This is a genomic window from Rhodanobacter sp. A1T4 (assembly GCF_014207185.1).
GTDB lineage: Bacteria > Pseudomonadota > Gammaproteobacteria > Xanthomonadales > Rhodanobacteraceae > Rhodanobacter.
On sequence record NZ_JACHCP010000006.1, the window covers coordinates 124,362 to 142,217 of the forward strand.

The window sequence follows — 17,856 nt, forward strand, 5'->3', positions numbered from 1 at the left end:
TTTGATGATTAATCGCAACGAAGGAACAGACATGTCTTATGAGTGTTTCAACAAGCCGGGATTGACTGGCTTCCCCAACGATCGTATTCAGCGCCGGTCGCTGCTTGCTGCTGGTGTACTGAGTGCGCTGTTTGCTTGCAGTGCATTGGCCGGTATCGACGGTGCGGGCATCGCCCGGCCTGGCGCGCCATCGTTCGTGGATCAGGCGGGGCAGGAAAGTTTTGGCAATGCCGCGATCGGTGCCCGCTGGAAGGTCGCCGACAGCCACATGACGGATATGACCATCGTCAGTCACGACGGCAGTCAGCTGCTGACGATCAAAACTCCCTTCGCGTTGAGTCTTGCGGATGGGCAAACCATCAGCGCCAGCGACATGCGCCTGCAGACATCACCGAGTGAACAGGCGTTGCCAGTGAATGCCAAGGCATCACGCTTGGCCGAGCGTCTGCAGGGGCAGGGCGTCAGCAGCACTTTTATCGATGCGCAGGGTCGCTTCCGCGTCGACCTGCAGCTGGTGCAGCGCGAGGGTTCGGCCTATCTGCGCGAAGTGGTGACGATTACCGCGCTCAAGCAGGACGAACCCATCACCAGCGTATCGCTGCTGCCAGCCGAGGCGGCGAGTGCCGAGGTCGATGGCACGGTGAAAGGTTCGCCGGTGATTGCCGGTCAAGTCTATCTGGGCTTTGAAAGTCCGCTCTCCGATAGCGAAGTACGCGGAAAACATGTGACGCTGACCATGGCCCGTAGCCTGCCACTGCGCCAAGGTCAGTCGATTACCTATTCGGCGGTGGTCGGGGTGGTGCGTGAAGGTCAGCTGCGACGCGATTTCGCCAGCTACGTCGAGCGTGAGCGGGCGCATCCGTATCGTCCCTTTCTGCATTACAACTCGTGGTACGACATTGGCTATTTCACGCCGTACACCGAGGCGCAGGCGCTGGATCGCATCAACACCTTCGGCGAGGAGCTGAGCGTAAAACGTGGCGTGAAACTCGATTCGTTCCTGTTCGACGATGGCTGGGACGACCGCAGCGGTAGCTGGAATTTCAGCAAGGATTTTCCGCGCGGTTTCGCACCGCTACGTGATGCCGCGGCGAAGTACGATGCCGCGCCAGGCATGTGGCTGTCGCCGTGGGGTGGTTACGGTCCGCCCGAGAAGGAGCGGGTGAAGAACGGCACGGCGACCGGTTACGAAATCATCAATGGTGGTCTGGCGCTGTCCGGACCGAAGTACTACCAGCGCTTCCACGACGTGGTGATGAAACTGCTGGATACCGACGGCATCAACCAGTTCAAGTTCGACGGCACCGGCAATGCCGAAAGTGTGTTTCCGGGCAGTCGCTTCGACAGCGATTTCGCGGCGGCCATCGCCTTGATCGATGACATTCGCGCCGACAAGCCGAATACTTTCATCAATCTCACCACCGGTACCTGGGCGTCGCCGTTCTGGCTGCATTACGCCGATTCGATCTGGCGCGGCGGTGAGGATGACTGGCACGCCGGCGTGGGTACCGAGCGCGAGCAGTGGATCACTTATCGCGATCAGCAGACCTACGAGAACATCGTGGTCCAGGGGCCGCTGTATCCGATCAACTCGCTGATGCTCCACGGCATCATCTACGCGCAGAAGAATTCGCGGCTGAATACCGACCCTGGCCACGACTTCGCCAACGAGGTGCACTCGTACTTCGCTACCGGCACGCAACTGCAGGAGATGTACATCACGCCGTCGCTGCTGACCGCAGCGGATTGGGACGTGCTGGCCGAGAGTGCGCGCTGGTCGCGCGCGAATGCCGAAGTATTGCGCGATACGCACTGGATTGGCGGCGACCCCGGACGTCTGGACGTCTATGGGTGGGCCGCGTGGTCGCCGGTCAAGTCGATCATCACCCTGCGCAATCCGAGCGATCACGCACAACTGGCGGTGATCGATCTGCAGCGCCAGCTGGAGCTTCCCGCCGGTGCAGTTCGTCGTTTCCATGCATGCAGCCCGTGGAAGAGCGATGCCGGAAAACCCGCATTGAAGCTGGACGCGGATCATCCGGATTCGATCACGCTGGCGCCGTTCGAGGTGTTGACGCTGGAGTTGACGGCTGAGTCTTGAGGGCGTCGGTTTGGCGATGAAGTTCAATCACGTCGTTCGGCCCTGCGTTCAGGATGAACGACGTGGAAGTATTGCCATTGGTACACCAACGATCGGGTATGGCCATCCAAAGGAGCCATGATGCAACGACGGGACTTTCTTCGATTGACCGCACTCACGCCGCTCGCTGCCTTGAGCTGGCGTGTCGGTGCCCGGTCGCACCTGGCAGCAAGGCCAGTCGAATGCGCGCCGAACGGCCGTCCGCATCGCTTCGAACTCGGCAAGCAGGCGTTTCTGCTCGACGGCAAGCCGTTTCAAATTCGCAGCGGCGAGATGCATCCGATCCGCATCCCGGTCGAGTACTGGCGGCATCGCATTCGGATGGCACGGGCGATGGGGCTCAACACCATCTCGCTGTATGTGATGTGGAATGCGCTGGAATCCGAGCCTGGCGTATTCGATCTCACCAGCGACAATCGCGACTTTGTGCGCTTCATCAAACTGTGTGCGGAAGAGGGCATGTGGGTGTATCTGCGTCCCGGCCCTTACTGCTGTGCCGAGTGGGATTACGGTGGGCTGCCGCCTTACCTGCTGCGCAATCCGTCCATCCGCATACGCGACAAAGATGATGCTGACTACATGCGGGCAGTCACCCGTTACTTCGATGCCATTGCACCGCTGATCGTGCCGTTGATGGCCGCGAACGGTGGGCCGATCCTGATGCTGCAGGTGGAGAACGAATACGCTTCGTTCGGCAAGGATCTGGGTTATCTCGAGCTATTGCGATCGATGTGGCAGGCACGCGGAATCGACGGCCCCTTTTCGATTTCGGACGGACTGGGACAGGTTCGCGAGGCCGGTACTTATCTTGAAGGCGCGGCACTCGGCCTCGATGGCGATACCGATTTCAAGGCCGGGCAGGCGATTGCCGGCGATGCGCCAGTGTGGGTGGGCGAGGGCTATCCCGGTTGGCTGACGCACTGGGGCGAGCCGGACTTCCAGACGGCCGATTACACCGCAACGCTGCAACAACTGCTCGATGCGGGGCGTTCGTTCAATCTGTACGTGGTCCACGGCGGTACCAATTTCGGCTTCGGTGCAGGCGCCAATGCCAGCGGTGATGGCAGCAAGTTCGAGCCGGTGATCACCAGTTATGACTACGGCGCACCGATCGATGAGCGCGGTACTCCTACCAGTGCGTACCACCGTTTTCGCGATGCGATAGGGAAGTCCGTTGCCTACCCGCTGCCCGCGATACCCGTGTCGCCGAACATGGCGAAATGGCCAGCCATAACGCCGCGTCCCTGGGCCTCGCTATGGGACAACCTGCCAGCAGCCAAAGCCGTGGATCACCCATTGCCGAACGAGCTGTTGTTCGCGCAGGACCATGGCATGGTGCTGTATCGAAAATCGTTACCGGCAGGTCACCTGCTGGAGGTCAATGGCGTGCATGACTACGCCACCGTGTTCGCCGACGGACGCTATCTCGACGCGATATCCCGTGTGGACAAACCAGGGTTGCCGACGAAGACGCATATCGCGCTGCCGCCTTCGGCATCCGCGACCGGATGCGCGCTGGATATTCTGGTCGACAGTTTCGGGCACGTCGGCTATGGCCACGACACCACCGATCGCAAGGGGCTGACGGGATCGGTGACGCTGGATCAGCAGGTGCTGAACACGTGGAACGCTTACAGCATTCCGCTGGATGCCACCTACATGCGCGAGCTCAAGCCGTCGCGTTCGTTCGATCGGCCGGGCATCTTTTTCCGCGCCGCCCTGCATCTCGACGAGGCGCAGGACAGTTACATCGACATGAGCGCGTGGAACAAGGGTTATCTGTGGGTCAACGGCCATCTGCTCGGCCGCTATTGGCATATCGGTCCGCAGCAGCGGCTGTATTGCCCCGCTTCGTGGTTTCGCCGTGGCGACAACGAGGTGCTGGTGCTCGACCTGCATCGCACCGAGGCCGCGCCGATTCGCGGTGTCGATGCGCTGCAGGGATAAGGCAACGGTGATTTTTCGCTGCAGACGGGGAAAGGCAGGAGAGCTGACGCGTTGTCGGTGAGCTTTCGAAAAGCCCCGTAAGCATGGTTCAACCGTACCGCATGCTGTCGAATGTGGTCGAATCAGTCTGGAGTCAATGATGAGTAAGACGCTGTGTCTGTGCAGCCTGCTGTTGCTGTTGATGCTGTCGGTCACCGCGCATGCGGGGGATACGCCGGGGACCTATACCAACTATCAATTCGATCCTGCGGTGACTGCGCTCAACTCGGTCGACTTCGGCATCACCGTGAAGGCCGATCCCGGCTATCGCGCGAATGTGTTCTGGAGCAACCAGTTCAGCCTGGTTGGCACCCGCTCTGGCGGTTACACCGGCATGCAGAGCAATGGCGGCAGCGATCGCATGTTTCTGTTTTCGATCTGGGACGCGACCGAAGCCAGGCCGGGGAGCAAGGGAAGTGCCTGTGTGAACTTCGGTGGCGAAGGCGTGGGCAAGAGCTGCCGGATGGCGCACGAGTGGCAACAAGGACATACCTATCGTTTCCACGTCGCTTACGAGGGCGACCAATGGCTCGGCGTGACAGTCACCGATCTGACCACCCACGGCTCGTTCAAACTAGGCAGCATCCGCACCGCGTCAAACAGCATCTCGCCGGCCGGCATGGTCAACTGGACTGAATATTTCGAATGGAGCTCGGCGGATTCCGATTGCTTCAATCAACCCTATGCCAGCGCCGAGTTTGATTTGCCGGTTGGCAATGCGGGCAGCGCGTTGGCAAGCATTTCAAAAACCAGCCTCAGCAAGACATGCACGGCCTATAGCGAGATCAACAAGAATCCCGCTGGAAGCCTGCAACGCAACGCCATCGGCAATTCATCGCGCGGCGCCATCGTCGGTGAGGGCGACCGTTGTGTCGATGCGCAAGGTGGCGAGAAGAACGGGGTGCCGGCGATCAGCTACAACTGCAGCGGCGGGGCCAATCAGGCATGGGTATTCGCGGTCGATCATACGCTGCGCCTGCAGGACAATAATTTGTGCCTGGATGTCGCAAGCGGCAGTGGCACCACAGCCGGCACGCCGGTGATCGTCGACAGCTGCAGTGGCAATCGTCAGCAGCAGTGGAGCAGGGTGGGCACACAGCTCAGCAATGACATGTCGGGTCTCTGCCTGACATCCTCGGCCGCGGGCGAGCCGCTGACCACGGAAAAATGCAAAGTCGCCGCAAACCAGAGCTGGCGATTGCCGCCGTCCCAATACTGAGCGACGAGTGGAGGTTGAGGTTGATGGTGCAGGAACTGAGGTATGACGCTGTGCTCGACGCGACAGCTCGATTACAACCATTACACCGGCCAGTTCGAGCATTTCGGCATGTGCATGCCGATCTCTGCAGTCGATGGCGAGATCAGTGCATGAGGCGATCACAGCAGGCGCTGGGTGATCGCCTTCAGCACGGCATGCGTGCGATCACGGCAGTCGAGTTTCACCAGCAGATCGGACATGTAGTTCTTTACCGTGCCTTCGGAAAGATGCAGGCTGCGCCCGATTTCCTTGTTGGAATAACCGCCGGCGACCAGCCGCAGAATGCTGGCCTCGCGCTCGGTCAGGCGTAGTCGTTCGTTATTGCTATCGCTGCTTGACCAGCGCGCACGTATTGCACCCAGGCTCACTGGCTGAAGCAAGATCTCGCCCGCCGCCACGCGGCGGATCGCCAGGCACAGTTCTTCCGGTGAGGCATCCTTGAGCAGAAAGCCCTGCGCACCGGCATCGACTGCGCGCAACATCAGCTCGCTGTCGTCGAAGGTGGTGAGCAGGATCACCGGGGTGGCGTCGCCGCGTTCGCGCAGAGCCTGCACCAGGGCAAAGCCATCCATGCCGGGCATGCGGATGTCGCTCAACACCACGTCGACCGGCCGTTGCGCCAGCCCGCTCAGCAGCGCCTCGCCGTCGCTCGCTTCCAACGCGATCTGCAAGCCCTGGTCGGCAAGCAGCGCCGACAGCCCTTTCAACACCAGCGCCTGGTCGTCGACCAGGGCGATGCGGATGGCGTCGGTCGATGTCATGGCTGCTCTGCCGGCAGTCGCGCGATCAATTCGACACCGCGCTCGGCATTGGCTGCCACTCGCAAATCGCCGCCCAATGCTTCGAGCCGTTCTCGCATGCCGGTCAATCCGTTGCCGGCCACCAGGGTCGGCTGGCTCGAACCATCATCGCGAATACGCAGCTGAATGCGCCCATCGGTACGCTGGCAGTGCAGGCTGATCAACCGCGGCTGGCCGTGCTTGAGCGCGTTGGTGATCGATTCCTGCGCGCAGCGCAATAGGGTTTCCGCCGCCTGCATTGAGGGTGGGCGTGCATCCTCGTCGACCTGCAAGGTAAAACGCGGACCAGGAATCGGCCGGATCAACGCTTCCAGCGCGGCGCGTAATTCGATGCCGTCGTGTCGCCGCAACTGGCTGACCACGGCGCGGATATCGTCGAGCAGCTCATGCGCCAGCAGGGTCGCGGTGCTTATTTCGGCCCGTTCGCGCAAGGCCGGATCGCGCGCCAGCAAGGCCAGGTTGAGCTTGAGCGCAGTCAGCTTGTGACCGGCTACATCATGCAGTTCGCGCGACAGTTTCAGGCGTTCCTCGTTGCGCGTGCCTTCGTCGAGCAGGGCCTGTGTGGCCAGCAGTTGGGCATTGAGCTGGGCCAGTTCGTCGCGGCTGTGCTCGGCATCGGACTGGTAATGCGCGGTCAGCGCGGCGAAAGCCTGAAACGCCAGCAGCGGCAGCAGTTCGAGTGCCACGCTGCCGAGGTGCGCGTCCAGCAGCCACCACTGATATAGCAGAACCAGATTGAGTGCCAGCATGATTGCCATGGTGCGCATCGCCGGCATCAGCAGTGCCAGCTGCGCCGCGACCACGATCAACAACACGCCGGTCCAGCCATCGCGCAGCATGAAACCGGCCAGCAGCGCCGCGGTAGCCTGCAGCAGTATCAGCACCAGCGAGCGGCGCAGCGAAGGTGCTCGCTGGCTCAAGGTATGCGCGACGAAGAGGACAAGCATCGCGAGCAGGCTGAGAGAGCCGATCCAGAAACGCACATCGCCGGCGACGAGCCGTTCCGGCGATATCGAACGCAATGCGATCGCCAGCCAGGTGACATATGCAGCCAGACTCAGCGGCCCCAGCACCGACGTGCGCCGATGACGATTGCGGGATAGTGATGCGGATAGCGGCATGCTTCGAGTATAGGCATGCCGGGGCGCTGTACGGCACGGCCTGGTGCAAGTGGTGACTTTTCTCACCCCTGCACGGTGACCATCCGCACCTGCCGGGTTTTCGGGGGATCGCGAAGAATGCATGCATCGATTCGACGGGGAGAGTCACGATGGATGCATATCGCATATTGGTCATGGCACATGCCTGTCTGGGCACGGTGGCCCTGGTGAGTTTCTGGACAGCCGCGCTCAGCCGCAAGGGTTCGCCCAGGCACAAGTCGGCAGGGCGCATCTACGTGAAAAGCATGCTCGGCATTATCGCCACCGCGCTGCCGATCGCTGCGGTGGCTTTCATGCGTGGCCATACCGGCACCGGCATTTTCCTGGCCTATCTGGTGGTGATTACCGCGACCGCGTTGTGGCTGGGCTGGCGGGCGGTCCGTCGCAAGAGCGATCAGGCGGGCTTTCGCGATCGCACCTATCTGGCCGTGGCGCTGGCCAACCTGATCAGTGCGGCGATCGTATTCACCATCGGTCTGCGCACGGGCACTGCCGTGCTGATGGGATTCGCCGCAATCAGCGCGTACGGCGGCGTAACCATGCTGCGGCGACGCAGGCATCCGCTGAACAGTCCTCGCTGGTGGCTGCGCGAGCATTTCGCGGCGATGCTGGCCTGCGGTGTGGCGACGCATATCGCCTTCCTGTCGATCGGTCTCACTCGGCTTTTGCAGAGCGCAGGCATCGAGCCGGGCGGAATACTGGATCTGCTCAGCTGGTTCGGGCCGGTGCTGGCGGCCCTGGTGGCTGGCGTGCGACTCAACCGCAAGTATTTTCCGCGCAAGGCTGCCGACGCGCTGGCGCTGGACTAGCCGGCAACGCTATGGTGTCGCGGTGGGCTCGGGCAGCCGGATGACGCAAGTTCTCCGGCTGTTCGGCATGCAGCATCAGTTGCGCGTGGCTGATACGGTATTCGACCAGACTTTGCGATCAGGCCTTGCCGTGAAACAGCTCGCGACCGATCAGCATGCGGCGGATTTCGTTGGTGCCGGCGCCGATCTCGTACAGCTTGGCGTCGCGCAGCAATCGGCCGGCCGGGTAGTCGTTGATGTAACCGTTGCCGCCGAGTGCCTGGATGGCTTCCAGCGCGACCTGCACGGCATTCTTCGACGCGTTGAGCAGGCATGCGGCCGGATCGATGCGCGACTTCACGCCGCCATCGAACTGCTGCGCCACCATGTACGCGAAGCCGCGCGAACTCTGCAGCGCGGTATACATGTCGGCGATCTTGGCCTGCATCACGCCGAACGTGCCGATGGGTGCGTTGAATTGCTTGCGCTCGCGCACGTAGGGAATGGTGAGATCGAGCGCCGCCTGCATGATGCCGAGCGGTCCGCCGGAGAGCACTACGCGCTCGGTATCCAGGCCGCTCATCAACACGCGCACGCCTTCGTTGACCTCACCGACGATGTTCTCGGCGGGAATCTCGCAGTCCTCGAACACCAGTTCGCAGGTGTTCGAGCCGCGCATACCGAGCTTGTCGAGCTTCTGCGCGGTGGTGAAACCTTTCATGCCTTTCTCGATGATGAAGGCGGTCATGCAGCGGCTGCCGGCCGGACGTGGCGCGGTGCGCATATAGACCAGCAGCACATCGGCATCCGGGCCGTTGGTGATCCACATCTTGCTGCCATTGGCGACCCACACATCGCCTTTCAGCTCGGCCTTGCAGCTCATCGAACCCACCACGTCCGAACCGGCACCCGGCTCGCTCATGGCCAGCGCGCCGACGTATTCGCCGCTGCACATCTTTGGAATGTACTTGCGCCGCTGCGCCTCGTTGCCGTTATGGAAAATATTCTGTGTCGCGAGATTCGAGTGCGCGCCGTACGAAAGGCCGACCGAACCCGATGCGCGCGAGATCTCCTCCATCGCCACCATGTGCGCCAGAAAGCCCATGCCGGTACCGCCGTATTCGGTCGGGATGGTCATGCCGAGCAGGCCCATCTCGCCGAGCTTCTGCCACAGGTCGGCGGGAAACAGGTTGTCGCGATCGATGCGATCGGCGCGCGGGGCGATTTCCTTTTCGGCGAACGCATGCACGGCTTCGCGCAACAGATCGATGTCTTCTCCAAGCGGAAAGGGACGCATGCGATAAAGCTCCTGAGGATTGCCAGCCATAGATAGTAGCGCGACAGCGAACAAACTGCCCTGACCATGTGACAGCAAGGTTGCTTGTCCCCGGGTTCAGTCCGGATTTTGCATGGCCACGCCCAGTTCGCCGAGCTGGTCATGCAGCATCAGTACCAGGGCCAGTTGCCCGATCACCAGGGTCGCGATCTCATCGTCGACATCGTGCGACTCCAGTGTCTTGAAAAACGCCGTGCTATCGCCGAAGGGCGTAACCGGGGTATGCGTGGCCAGCGCGTCAGCCAGTCGATCGAGCGCCGCGATCGTCACATCGCCCGCCTGCACGACGGCTTCCAGCGCAACCGGTGAAGCAATCGCCTGGCGGTGTGCACCCAGTGCGGAAAGGTGCCCCAGCAACCGATGCGCCGCGGTGAGAAAGCGCAGCAGCGGCTCGCTCCCTTGTCGATGTCTCCCGGGCTCGCGCAGCATGCTGGCCAGCGTTCCGCTAAGCGTTGCATCGGCGTTATGCGCATCGCGCCGCGCGACTCGGTAGGGCAGGTCATCGCGTTTGCCGGAGGCGTATTGCGCGATGATCTGTGCCAGATAGCGTGCATCGGTCTGCACCGTATCGGCCATCACCTGATGCAACTGGCGGCCCTGCCAATCCGGCAGGATGAAATACGTCACCATCGCGGCGATACCGGCACCGATCAGCGTATCCAGCAGCCGCGGCCACATGACGTCATAACCGCTGCCGAGCTGGTTGAAGCACAGAACCACGAACAGGGTGATGGCGGCGGTGGCAAGCGCGTACGAGCGTTGGCGCGCGGCAAAAAATCCCACACCGGTGATCACCACCAGCAATAGCTGTGCTGGCCCGAAGGGCAGTAGCTGCAGCACCGCCCACCCGATCACCACACCGAGCATTGTGCCTGCAACACGCTGCAACAGCCGGCGGCGCGTAGCATCGTAGCTCGGCTGACAGATAAACAACGTACTCAGCAGAATCCAGTACCCGTTCTGCGGGTGCACCAGGTGCAGCACGCCATAACCGACCAACAGCGCGACAGCCAGCCGCAGCGCATGACGGAAACGCCGCGAACTCGCCGTCAGCTGCAGGCGTATGCGTGACCAAGCGTCGATCAGTGAGCGCGGGCTGGGGTCCTGCAGCGCGCTGTCGTCGTCCTCGACCGGCATGGCAACACGGCTGTCGCCGGCGAGCTGTTTGCGAATCGCCGCCATATTGCGCAGCAGCCCGTCGAGCGCCCGCAGAAGATGGGCGGCTGGCGGTTGGCGTTGGTCGCGCAATGCGTCAACGGAGGCACGAACATCGGCCAGTGCCGCTGCGGCCTGCGCATCGTCATCCAGAGGCAGTCGCAGGCGTAGCGTCTCGGCGCGACGTCGACAGTGGCCTGCTTCGAGACGCAGCAGATGCTCGCAGCGAAACAGCACGTCGCTGTGGAAAAACGCTTCGACCAAGGCGTCGTAGGGATAGTGCGACGAGCTGATCCGCTCGTGGATGTCCTGCGCCATAAAGTACAGCTGCAGCCGCGCCGCCGTTGCACCACGCGGTCGCCGTGTGCCGATGCGATCGATCAGTACCAGCCGGGTGTCGTTGAGCGCGGTCACCACTTGCTCGTTCTGCATGGCCAGCGCGAGTTGCAGCGCTTCACGATCGACGCCGGGCAGGGGTGCGAACAGCGCCGCTTTTCCGTCCAGGCCATCGGCCAGGGTTTCGAACAGACGCGCCAGTGAATGGCGTATCGCCTGCTGCGGCGAGAGCACGCTCCAGGCCAGCGACAGCACGCCGTACCACGCGGCACCGGCGAGCAGCAGCAGTGGTTCGCGCCACAGGCTCAATGTGTGCGCGCCGTGCTGATCCGCACCGATCATCGTGTAAATCGACAGAATCAACGTGGCGCCGGCGATGGTCGCATAGCGCCCGCTTACTGCGCCCAGCATCACCAGCAGAAAGGTCGCGATGGGCAGGCTCGCTGCAAAGATCACCGGGTAAGGCAGCAGCCACTCGATCGCGAACGCAGCGATGGCAAAGCAGGCCATCGTCACCAGCAAGGTAGTGAGGCGGTTGCGCCAGTGATCCTCGGTCTCCGCCAGCGCGCAGGCAATCGCGCCAAGCATCGCCGGAATCGCCACGGCAAACTGATGGCTGATGACGCACCAGAGCACGATGCCACCGAGCGCGAGAAATACCCGTACGCACTCGGCGAAGCGATCCGAGCCGCGCAGCCGGCGCCAACGATAAACAGGTGTCGATACAGTCGTCACGGTTGCCAGCATACGTGACCTGTCGACTGGACTCAGCATGAAAAACGCCGGCCTCGAAAGACTGGCGCCGGATGGTCTCCGCAGGCGCAGCTCATCGGCCGGCTCGCTCTACCGATGCATCTACGCAGGCTCAGCACAGCCCGCCGTTCACCGCGATAACCTGCCGAGTGATATAGCCGGCATCGACGCTGAGCAGAAACTGCACGGCGGCGGCGACTTCCTCCGGGGTGCCGGTACGCTGGGCCGGAATCATCTTAAGGATCTCGTCGACCGGCACCTCGGGGTCGAGCATGTCGGTATCGATCAAGCCGGGCGCCACGCAATTTACGGTGATCTGGCGCTTAGCCAGTTCCACCGCGAGTGCCTTGGCGGCACCGATCACACCAGCTTTCGAGGCGCTGTAGTTGACCTGGCCGCGATTGCCGATCATGCCCGATACCGAGGTGATGCAGACGATCCGGCCGGGTTTGCGGCGGCGGATCATCGGCATCATCAGCGGATGCAGTACGTTGTAGAAGCCGTCCAGATTGGTACGCAGCACGCTGTCCCAATCGTCGCCAGTGAGTGCGGGAAACGCGCCGTCGCGGGTGAGTCCGGCATTGCAGACCACGCCGTAATACGCGCCATGCGCGGCCACATCCGCTTCGAGTGCCTCAGCGCAACCTGCGCGATCAGAGATGTCGAACTGCAAGATGCGCACGTTGCGATCCAGCGCGCGTATTCCGTCGGCAACGGTTTCGACCTCGTCGCGGCGCGAACGGCAATGCAATACCAGATTGTAGCCGGCACGCGCCAGCCGCAAGGCGATGGCGCGGCCTATGCCACGGCTGGAGCCGGTGACCAGGATGGTTTCAGGCATGGGTCTGGCCTTGTGCGGTGGATGCGAAAAACGCGTCGGAATCGGGCGGGCTGAATACGGTGAGGCCCGCCTCGGCATGCGTGCCCGCCGCATCGATGCGGCAGAGGAACATGGCCATGCCGTTGTCGTCGTGAAAACTGCGCACGGCCTCGATCACCAGTTCGCTGCCGGCTCGGAACGCGTCGACATCACAACGATAATGACGCGTGCCGAGCAGGAAGCCCAGGCGAACCGGACGCTGTTCGCGCTTTGCCTGCCAACCAGCCCATGCCGCGACGCATTGTGCCATCAGCTCAACGCCGCACCATGCGGGTAGGTGGCCGTCGGCATCGTTGAGCAATCCGCCGGGCCGTATCGTGCGCGTGCACATGATGCGTTCCTCGTCGGCTTCGATCATCGCGTCCAGCATGATCATGCCGCCAGCGTGCGGCAGCAGTTCGCCGATCGGCCATATGTTCATGTGGACGTTCCTGCCGGCGCGTCGCCGAGGATCAGGCAGGCATTGTTGCCGCCGAACGCGAATGAATTGCTCATCAGCCTCCGCGGACCGTTCGCCGGCAGGCTATCGCCGACGTGCGTGAACGACAGCGGTGGAAGTTCGGGATCGATCGCGCCATCCCATACATGCGGCGGCAATCGGCGTGCATGCGAAACATCCATCAGGCTCAGCCAGCAGAACGCGGCTTCGAGGGCGCCGGCCGCGGCTAGCGTGTGACCGGTCAGCGATTTGTTGGATGAACATGGCACGCCACGGGGAAATACCGCGGCAACCGCGCGGCTTTCCATGCGGTCGTTGTGCTCGGTCGCAGTGCCGTGCAGGTTGAGGTAGTCGATCTGCGTGGCGTCCAGTTGTGCGTGGAACAGCGCCGCGCGCATCGCCTGCTGGGCGCCGAGGCCTTCCGGGTCGGGCGAGGATATGTGATACGCGTCCGAGCTCGCGCCGCCGCCGAGCAATTGCACCGGGCCGCCCTCACGCGTCATCAGGAACAGCGCTGCGGCTTCGCCGATGTTGATGCCGCGCCGATGGCGCGAGAACGGTTCGCAGCGCGCGAAATCGAGCGCCTCGAGCGCAAGGAACCCGTTGATCGGCATTCGCGCCAGCGTATCGACACCGCCGCACAGCACGGCGTCGCAAAGATTCATTTGCAGCAATCGCTGCGCGCTGATCAACGCGCGCGCGCCGGACGTGCAGGCAGTGGAGATGCCGTAGCACGGGCCGGATAGGCCGAGCCATTCGGCCAGGAATTCGGCGGGTGCGCCCAGCTCCTGGTCCGCGTAGCGATAGCTGTCCGGCCATTGGCCTTCTCGTCGAAGATGATCGATGCCGACCGTGGTGTTCTCAATGCCGGTGGTGCTGGTGCCGAGCACCACGCCAATGCGTGTGACGCTGTAGCGTTCGATGGCCGCGCGGATATCGCCTTCGATCTCCAGTGCAGCGGCCAGTAGCAGACGGTTGGCACGGTTGTCGCGGCTTGCTGCAAGCGCAGGCGGCACCGATGGCAGCACCGTGCGCACCGCACCTAGCGGCAATGACCGATCGGGCGTCCAGCCGGACTCGGCCCGCAGCCCGCTGTCGTCGCCGGCGAACAGCGCTTCGCTCACCGCGGCCTTGCCGACGCCGAGCGTGCAGATGATGCCAAGTGCGTTGAGCGAGGGTGTCATGCGATGCAGGGCTTGCGTGCGGCGACGTTGACCAGCGTTTCCTCGCGCAACCCGGGCGACGGCGGTCGGTGCAGGCCCCAGCGTTCGAGTAGGCCGAAATCACGCGCACGGCTCCACCATAAATACGGCAGCGACACGTTGTGTTCGTCGAATTGAAACCCCTGTTGACGAAGCATGTCGAGATAGCCGTCCGCGCTTTTCTGCACGTGCATCGGGTGACGGAAGAACCAGCGGATTACCCAGCTGTCGATGTACGCCTTGGTGGATTCGGCGAATAGCAGATGGCCGCCCGGTTTCAGCACGCGCCAGAACTCCGCCAGCGCGAGCTCCTGTTCGACCAGGTGATGGAACGTCTGGTGGCAGAACACGATGTCGACGCTGGCATCGGGCAGGGTGATCTGTGCGCAGTCGCCGGCGATCAGTTCCGCCGGAATCTGTTCGCGCTCCGCTTCCGTGCGTGACAGTTCGAGGCTGTGCGGATCGGCATCCAGCCCGATCAGTCGCTGTGGCCGGAGCGCATCGCGCAGCAGGCGGAACGATTTGCCTTGGCCGCAGCCGGCATCGAGCAAGGTGCCGCCCTGCGGTGCCGGTTCGCCAATCAGTCGCTGAAGATCGTTGATCGCCACGCGCAGCACATGATGCTGCCAGGTGAAGCTGCTCAGGAAACGGAAACCGATGCGGGTTTCCTCGACGTAGGTTGGGCTGGCGTAATTCATTCGCAGATGATCGTGCAAGGGCGGTGACCGCGTGGGCGGAGCGTGTGATTCACGATAGGTGTCTCTCGACGGCGTCGATCATTACCTTCGGCGACACCAGCTGCATCATGCCGTCGGTCAGGTTCACCGCCACCTGCACGGTGCTGGCGCGGGTCAGTCGCTCGCCGCTCTGCGCATCGCTGATCAGGTAATTGATCTTCAACCGGTTGCGCCACTCGACCAGGTCCGCGCGCACGCGCAGCTGCTGGTCGAAGCGCGCAGCCTGCACGTAGCGCAACTGCAGGTCGACCACCGGCCACACGTAGCCCGACTCCTTCATTTGTGCATAGGTGTGTCCGACCTCGTCGAGCAACGCGCAACGGGCGATCTCCAGATATTTCACATAGTGTCCGTGCCAGACGACGTCCATCGAATCGACATCAAAAAACGGCACAGTCACCTCGATGTCACGGTGCAGCACGCCGCGGATGCGCATCGGTTTCTCCAGACGATTGGGATAAATCGGATGATTGCCAGTAGGCGTGGAAGTTGAACCATTGCTGCGGTGCGAGCAGACACCACTGCGCGAGGCGATTGGCATAACGCTGCACCCAACTCTTGATCAATGCCTCGCGCTGGCTCCGCTCCCATTCTGGCGCGTCGATGAACGGTTCGAGATGAATCTGGTAGCGGCCGTCGATCTTCAGGCAGCACATCAGGTTCACCGGGCAGCGCAGCAGGCCGGCTAGCAGCCACGGTCCCTGCGGAAACTGTGCGGGATGGCCGAGAAAATCCACCGCCACGCGGCGACCGTCATGCAGCGGCACGCGATCGCCGGCGATCGCCAGCCACTCGCCCTGATCGAGTCGCTGCGATAGTTCCAGCATCAGCGCGGCATCCATCTCGCTCACCTGTAGCAGGCGCAGCTGATGATCGCCGGCCGCGTTCTGCAAACGGTTGAAGTGCGCGACATGCTTGGTATGCACCAGCACGTTCAGTGGCACCTGTTCGCCGAGTTCGGCCAGCGCGCGACAGACATCCAGGTTGCCCAGGTGCGTGCCGATCAGTATTTCGCCTCGACCGCCGTGTGCGCTTTTCAGCAGGCGCGCGCACATACCGGACGGATCGTGCAACTGCACCTCGCTCAATGGCAGACTGCCGCGCCACACTTCGAGCCGATCCAGCAGGCTGTCACCGAAGGCCATGAACTGGCCGAACACGCTGCGCAGTCGCGGACGCAGTTCGCGGCGGCCGCTCCACGCCGCGAGATAGTCCTGATACTGGCGCACGTTGCGTCGTGCACGACGCCCGAATACGAAAAAATACAGCACGATCAGATACAACACCGGCGTCATCGGCCGCCGGCCCAGCCGGCGCAGTCCGAAGGCGGTGAGTTTCATCAGCGCGAAGCTGCCGCGCTCCCGCTGCCTTGCCCAGTGCGGTACGCGTGCGTCGCCCTCATTCATTCGCGCGCTCCACCTTCAGCCGACCGGAAGAGCAATGCGCGCCATCGAGGTGGTAGGAAAAATGCAGCTTGCCCTGAGCGACGTTCTGGGCGACATCCTGCGAATCGGCCTCGAAATGCAGGGTGAGCTCGATGCGATCGCCAGGATGCAGCAGGCGCTGGAATTTCAGCGCTTTCATCTCGCGGCAATGCTTCGACGTACCCAGTCGCGGTGCGGCCAGTGCCAGTGCCCAACTCACCTGCAAGACGCCGGGCAGTACCGGGGCCTGCGGAAAATGTCCGTCGAAATGGATCAGCTCCAGCGGCAGCTGCAACGTCAGTGTCCAGCGGTCGTCCTGCGCATGTTCGGTCAGCAGCGTCACGTAGTCCGGTCGCGGCGACAGCAGCCAGCGATCGATCGTCGGCGTGTCGAGTTCGTCCGGTGTCATGTCTAGCAGGCGCAGGTGTTGTACGGGCTCGATTGCATGCGCGGCGAGATGTGCCTGTAGATGGTCGAGCAGCGATTGCCGTCCGTAGCGGCGCAGCTCCATTCGTCCGGACGCGCTGAGTAGCAACAGAGCGCCACTGCTTCCCGCATGAATCTGCGCCAGCCATGGATGGCTCGCCAGGCATGCGGACAGGGCGATTGCCGAATTCACGCGAAACTCCGGCGCAGCCGCTGGCGCAGCAGCCACTCGACGGCGAACAGCGTACCCATGATGAGATAGGCGATCAGCCCGTTGTACAGCGTCCACCAAGACAGCGGAGCCCACAGCGACAAAGCGACAGACATGCTGCCGTTGAACGCGAAAAATGCCATCCAAACCCAGGTCACTGCGCGCGTGTAGCGCACGGCGGCCGGTGGCAGGTTCGGTTCGCGCAGGCGCGCGATGCGCTCGATGAAAGGTGGCCCGTAGATCAGGCTCAGGCCAAACGTTACCAGTAGCGCGGCGCTGATCAGCATCGGATACCAGCGCAGCAGCTTCGCCGCGCCGGTGATCGCCAGCAGCACGCAATACACTAGCGCGATACCAACCATCCAGCGCCCGCCGGGCTGACGCAGCAGGTTCGGTGCGCGGATCAGCCAGATCGCGCCGAGCACCAGCGCGAAGATCGGCGGCGACACTTTCTCCGTGCCAAAGTACACGATAAACGGATACAGCAGCCCCACGATCGGCAGCAGGATGGGGATCAGTCGGCGCATGCGGCTCGCTGTGTTCCGACGAAGGCGGCGAGGCTTGCGATGGTGGCGAAGTGTCGCCGTGCATCCTTGACGTCCGACTCGATGCGGACCGCGTAGTTCTTCTGCAGTGCCAGCGCCAGCTCCAGCGCATCCACCGAATCCAGCCCGAGGCCGTCGCCGAACAACGGCTGGTCCACCGGAATGTCTGTAGCCGTCAGGTGTTCAAGATTCAGTGTGTCGATGATGAGCTGGGCGATGTCGCGCTCCAGTGCCTCGCGTGTGACGGCGACATGTTCCATGGCGGTGGTATCCGGTGGGT

The 17,856-nt window shown here is 62.7% G+C and carries 17 protein-coding genes; 4 read left to right on the forward strand and 13 right to left on the reverse strand.

Annotated features, from left to right (window positions below; translation table 11 throughout):
* Positions 1-31: 31 nt before the first annotated feature.
* The 3 genes from HDE80_RS13400 to HDE80_RS13410 all read left to right on the forward strand — a co-directional run bounded on the left by HDE80_RS13400 (position 32) and on the right by HDE80_RS13410 (position 5,345).
* The gene (locus tag HDE80_RS13400; RefSeq protein WP_221437571.1) at positions 32-2,101 is read left to right on the forward strand and encodes an enterotoxin; all 2,070 of its coding nucleotides are present in this window, start codon (positions 32-34) and stop codon (positions 2,099-2,101) included.
* A gap of 120 nt (positions 2,102-2,221) precedes the next feature.
* Entirely contained in the window at positions 2,222-4,087 is a 1,866-nt protein-coding gene (locus tag HDE80_RS13405) for a beta-galactosidase (protein WP_184671658.1), read from the forward strand.
* Positions 4,088-4,226: 139 nt separating this feature from the next.
* On the forward strand, positions 4,227-5,345 hold the full coding sequence (locus tag HDE80_RS13410; protein ID WP_184671661.1) for a ricin-type beta-trefoil lectin domain protein: 1,119 nt from the start codon (positions 4,227-4,229) through the stop codon (positions 5,343-5,345).
* 158 nt (positions 5,346-5,503) lie between these two features.
* Here HDE80_RS13410 and HDE80_RS13415 read toward each other — a convergent pair whose 3' ends face one another.
* Both HDE80_RS13415 and HDE80_RS13420 read right to left on the reverse strand, forming a co-directional pair.
* Complete coding sequence (locus tag HDE80_RS13415; RefSeq protein WP_184671663.1) at positions 5,504-6,145, reverse strand: response regulator transcription factor; 642 nt, start codon at positions 6,143-6,145, stop codon at positions 5,504-5,506.
* Entirely contained in the window at positions 6,142-7,305 is a 1,164-nt protein-coding gene (locus HDE80_RS13420; RefSeq protein ID WP_184671665.1) for a histidine kinase, read from the reverse strand. The genes HDE80_RS13415 and HDE80_RS13420 overlap by 4 nt, the downstream gene beginning before the upstream one ends.
* A 149-nt stretch (positions 7,306-7,454) precedes the next feature.
* Here HDE80_RS13420 and HDE80_RS13425 point away from each other — a divergent pair, with 149 nt between their 5' ends.
* Entirely contained in the window at positions 7,455-8,153 is a 699-nt protein-coding gene (locus HDE80_RS13425; protein WP_184671667.1) for a hypothetical protein, read from the forward strand.
* 118 nt (positions 8,154-8,271) lie between these two features.
* Here HDE80_RS13425 and HDE80_RS13430 read toward each other — a convergent pair whose 3' ends face one another.
* The 11 genes from HDE80_RS13430 to HDE80_RS13480 all read right to left on the reverse strand — a co-directional run bounded on the left by HDE80_RS13430 (position 8,272) and on the right by HDE80_RS13480 (position 17,836).
* Positions 8,272-9,429: an isovaleryl-CoA dehydrogenase gene (locus HDE80_RS13430; RefSeq protein WP_184601251.1), complete on the reverse strand. Its 1,158-nt coding sequence runs from the start codon at positions 9,427-9,429 to the stop codon at positions 8,272-8,274.
* Between the two features lie 96 nt (positions 9,430-9,525).
* On the reverse strand, positions 9,526-11,694 hold the full coding sequence (gene yccS / locus HDE80_RS13435; protein WP_345776450.1) for a YccS family putative transporter: 2,169 nt from the start codon (positions 11,692-11,694) through the stop codon (positions 9,526-9,528).
* 130 nt (positions 11,695-11,824) lie between these two features.
* The gene (gene fabG, locus HDE80_RS13440) at positions 11,825-12,553 is read right to left on the reverse strand and encodes a 3-oxoacyl-ACP reductase FabG (protein ID WP_184671671.1); all 729 of its coding nucleotides are present in this window, start codon (positions 12,551-12,553) and stop codon (positions 11,825-11,827) included.
* Positions 12,546-13,013 carry a hotdog family protein gene (locus tag HDE80_RS13445; RefSeq protein WP_184671673.1) on the reverse strand — a complete coding sequence of 156 codons (468 nt, stop codon included), beginning with the start codon at positions 13,011-13,013 and terminating at the stop codon, positions 12,546-12,548. Before HDE80_RS13445 ends, fabG begins: the two co-directional genes overlap by 8 nt.
* Positions 13,010-14,215 (reverse strand): beta-ketoacyl-ACP synthase, encoded by a 1,206-nt coding sequence (locus HDE80_RS13450; protein ID WP_184671675.1) that lies wholly within the window; start codon positions 14,213-14,215, stop codon positions 13,010-13,012. Before HDE80_RS13450 ends, HDE80_RS13445 begins: the two co-directional genes overlap by 4 nt.
* Entirely contained in the window at positions 14,212-14,931 is a 720-nt protein-coding gene (locus HDE80_RS13455; RefSeq protein WP_184671678.1) for a class I SAM-dependent methyltransferase, read from the reverse strand. The genes HDE80_RS13450 and HDE80_RS13455 overlap by 4 nt, the downstream gene beginning before the upstream one ends.
* Before the next feature lie 49 nt (positions 14,932-14,980).
* Positions 14,981-15,406, reverse strand: a complete 426-nt coding sequence (locus HDE80_RS13460) for an acyl-CoA thioesterase (RefSeq protein WP_184671680.1) — start codon at positions 15,404-15,406, stop codon at positions 14,981-14,983.
* Positions 15,378-16,376, reverse strand: coding sequence for a glycosyl transferase (locus HDE80_RS13465; RefSeq protein WP_184671682.1), 999 nt, complete (start codon positions 16,374-16,376; stop codon positions 15,378-15,380). Before HDE80_RS13465 ends, HDE80_RS13460 begins: the two co-directional genes overlap by 29 nt.
* Positions 16,369-17,013 (reverse strand): hypothetical protein, encoded by a 645-nt coding sequence (locus HDE80_RS22205; RefSeq protein WP_255483747.1) that lies wholly within the window; start codon positions 17,011-17,013, stop codon positions 16,369-16,371. Before HDE80_RS22205 ends, HDE80_RS13465 begins: the two co-directional genes overlap by 8 nt.
* Positions 17,010-17,558 (reverse strand): hypothetical protein, encoded by a 549-nt coding sequence (locus HDE80_RS13475; RefSeq protein WP_184671684.1) that lies wholly within the window; start codon positions 17,556-17,558, stop codon positions 17,010-17,012. Before HDE80_RS13475 ends, HDE80_RS22205 begins: the two co-directional genes overlap by 4 nt.
* Entirely contained in the window at positions 17,546-17,836 is a 291-nt protein-coding gene (locus HDE80_RS13480; RefSeq protein ID WP_184672168.1) for a phosphopantetheine-binding protein, read from the reverse strand. The genes HDE80_RS13475 and HDE80_RS13480 overlap by 13 nt, the downstream gene beginning before the upstream one ends.
* Between the last annotated feature and the right edge of the window lie 20 nt (positions 17,837-17,856).

Excerpts from the sequence above, each read along its gene's own strand:
- HDE80_RS13405 (WP_184671658.1), top strand. The coding sequence starts at position 2,222 with ATGCAACGACGGGACTTTCTTCGATTGACCGCACTCACGCCGCTCGCT.
- HDE80_RS13415 (WP_184671663.1), bottom strand. The coding sequence starts at position 6,145 with ATGACATCGACCGACGCCATCCGCATCGCCCTGGTCGACGACCAGGCG.
- HDE80_RS13425 (WP_184671667.1), top strand. The coding sequence starts at position 7,455 with ATGGATGCATATCGCATATTGGTCATGGCACATGCCTGTCTGGGCACG.
- HDE80_RS13410 (WP_184671661.1), top strand. The coding sequence starts at position 4,227 with ATGAGTAAGACGCTGTGTCTGTGCAGCCTGCTGTTGCTGTTGATGCTG.
- HDE80_RS13465 (WP_184671682.1), bottom strand. The coding sequence starts at position 16,376 with ATGAATGAGGGCGACGCACGCGTACCGCACTGGGCAAGGCAGCGGGAG.
- HDE80_RS13445 (WP_184671673.1), bottom strand. The coding sequence starts at position 13,013 with ATGAACATATGGCCGATCGGCGAACTGCTGCCGCACGCTGGCGGCATG.
- HDE80_RS13460 (WP_184671680.1), bottom strand. The coding sequence starts at position 15,406 with ATGCGCATCCGCGGCGTGCTGCACCGTGACATCGAGGTGACTGTGCCG.
- HDE80_RS13475 (WP_184671684.1), bottom strand. The coding sequence starts at position 17,558 with ATGCGCCGACTGATCCCCATCCTGCTGCCGATCGTGGGGCTGCTGTAT.
- HDE80_RS13430 (WP_184601251.1), bottom strand. The coding sequence starts at position 9,429 with ATGCGTCCCTTTCCGCTTGGAGAAGACATCGATCTGTTGCGCGAAGCC.
- fabG (WP_184671671.1), bottom strand. The coding sequence starts at position 12,553 with ATGCCTGAAACCATCCTGGTCACCGGCTCCAGCCGTGGCATAGGCCGC.
- HDE80_RS13420 (WP_184671665.1), bottom strand. The coding sequence starts at position 7,305 with ATGCCGCTATCCGCATCACTATCCCGCAATCGTCATCGGCGCACGTCG.
- HDE80_RS13400 (WP_221437571.1), top strand. The coding sequence starts at position 32 with ATGTCTTATGAGTGTTTCAACAAGCCGGGATTGACTGGCTTCCCCAAC.
- HDE80_RS13450 (WP_184671675.1), bottom strand. The coding sequence starts at position 14,215 with ATGACACCCTCGCTCAACGCACTTGGCATCATCTGCACGCTCGGCGTC.
- HDE80_RS13480 (WP_184672168.1), bottom strand. The coding sequence starts at position 17,836 with ATGGAACATGTCGCCGTCACACGCGAGGCACTGGAGCGCGACATCGCC.
- HDE80_RS13455 (WP_184671678.1), bottom strand. The coding sequence starts at position 14,931 with ATGAATTACGCCAGCCCAACCTACGTCGAGGAAACCCGCATCGGTTTC.